The sequence below is a fragment of the Paenibacillus sp. 01L418 genome, assembly GCF_056400045.1.
This window is the reverse complement of sequence record NZ_JBFTSN010000676.1, coordinates 1-2,105: the sequence shown is the minus strand read 5'-3', so window position 1 is coordinate 2,105 and position 2,105 is coordinate 1. Positions and strand designations below refer to the sequence as shown.

The 2,105-nt window shown below is 49.9% G+C and carries 2 protein-coding genes; both read right to left on the bottom strand.

The window, feature by feature from the left end:
• Nucleotides 1–1,084: hypothetical protein (locus AC1DSE_RS34505; RefSeq protein ID WP_477529042.1), on the bottom strand; the 1,084-nt coding region annotated here is incomplete at its 3' end.
• Nucleotides 1,085–1,216: 132 nt separating this feature from the next.
• Nucleotides 1,217–2,105: ABC transporter permease (locus AC1DSE_RS34500; RefSeq protein WP_477529041.1), on the bottom strand; the 889-nt coding region annotated here is incomplete at its 5' end.

Genomic DNA, 2,105 nt, shown 5'->3' with positions numbered 1-2,105 from the left:
TCTCAAGCGCCGCGAGTGCATCGCCGGCGCTCTCGCCATCCGGGGCGGCTCCGCCGTCCGCCCCGGCATCACCTGCGGCGCGCGCCTGCTGCGCCGCCTGTTCAAGCGCCGCAGCAAGCTGTGCGGCGCCCTGCTCTTGCGGCTGCTCTGCTGCCAGCCGCTCAAGTGCACTCGCCAGCGCTTCACGCTGCGCTGGCGACAGTTGGTGCAGCTGCGATCGCATAGCGTCGATCGCTTGCTGCATGCCTGCGGCGTCTCGGTCCTGCAAAGCTTGACCGAGCTGCCGCAGGCTTGGCTCATTGCTCATCGTATTCGCCGCAGCTTCCAACCGCTTCGCCTTTTTTTGCGCCGCTTCAGCTGCTAATTCCAGCTTGTTAATCGCAGCCTCCAGCTGCTCTAGCGCCTCAGTTCCATCGCTGCCCAGCGAATCGAGCTTGCTGCGCAGCTCCTTCAGTGGTTTAAGCAGCTCCTGCTTCTGATCCTCTGGCAGCTCTGCTGCCTCCGCGAGATCAGTAAGCTTCTCCGTTTCTTGATCCAGCGCCACAAGCCTTTCCTTTGCCGCTGCGAGCGCTTCCGCTCGTTCGTCAAGTGAATTAGGCAGGAATAGCAGTATCGCCAAAACGATCCATACAGCAGCTGCGCTATAGATGAGCAAACGCCAGCTTCGCCAGCCTGGCCACGGCAGCGAAGAATGCAATCCGCTCACATATTTATCTGCAGCCTCTGTTGCCGCTTCTCGCTGCATGATAACGATCGGATGAGCGTGATCTTCTTCACGCATTAACCCATCAAGAGCAGTCGATATCGCATCCTCGGTTACTTGTTTATCCATCATTCTAGCTGCTTCCCTTAAGGAAGCACGCTTCCATAATCCAATGCCCGCACCAACAACGAAACCTAAACTGGCAATGATGAACACAAGCAGTCGAACATGCAAAATAGGCCACAGCCTGCTTGCACCAAGCAGCAAAAGGCCAGCAGCACTGCTTCCAAGTAAACCTATCAGCGCATAACGGCTCACTGTAAACATTGTCAACCTGCGTCTAACAGGATGGAGCAGTTCAACCAACGACTTTTTTTGCATAACTGGCCCTCCTATAAGTTTTGCAAAGCAAAACTTTACTTCGTAAGCATCATTTGCGCAGCAAAACCTTACTCTACAGCATGATTTGCTTCACAACTCTCTCTTTCGCAACCATAATTTATTTTTCAAGCATTATTTCCGTCTCAAACGAGGACGAAGTCTACGTATGCCCAGCCATAGAGCAAGGATGGAGAGAAGCGTATAGATAATAATGAACTCCTGCCACAATGCAAGCGGCGCATTATTCCCTTTCTGTCCAATCGAATTTACAGAAAAGGCTTGATTTGAGACGAGCGGATCTAAAATGCTGTACAAAGCAGCGGCAGGATTCAAGGCAATAATATGACCGATCCAGCTGTAAGCATTTGTAGTCGTTTGCGGCATTTGCTCCATCACGCCTACGAGTACAATAAATAATAATGCTGTTCCGCCAAACATAAACAACGTAACGCCATACGTTACGATGACAGAAATCATTGTTCGCTTGAATAATGTCGAGAATAATATGCCGAAGGAGCCGAGTACAAACATAATAAATAAATAAAACAAGAAAACGAGAAAGAGCTGTTCTGGCGAGATGCCACCATACAAAAAGATCATGCTGTATACAGGAATCGTACTGATCACAATCAGTACCATAAAGCTTAGTGACGATACAAGCTTGCTAAGCACAATCGTTGCTGAGCTCTGCTGCGTCGTGAGCAGCAAATTAAGGGTCTGCTTCTCGCGTTCGCCGCTAATAACACCGGAAGTGAGGCCCGGTGCCATGAAAGCAATTAAACCAAGCTGTGCCATGCTCATAAAATAAAACAAAATTTTGCTTTGCTCAGGATTATARGACTGTCCTCGTCCAGAAGTTACTTCAGTTAAATAAATAGCGCTTAAAGCCATTAAGCCGATTGCAAATAAGTAAAAGAACAGCGTCCACATCGCGCGAGGCGTTCTCATTCTAAGCTTGAACTCTTTATTCAATACGGGATTGATAAGCTGGTGGCGCCAGCTCATTCGGTCTGCTCWTGCC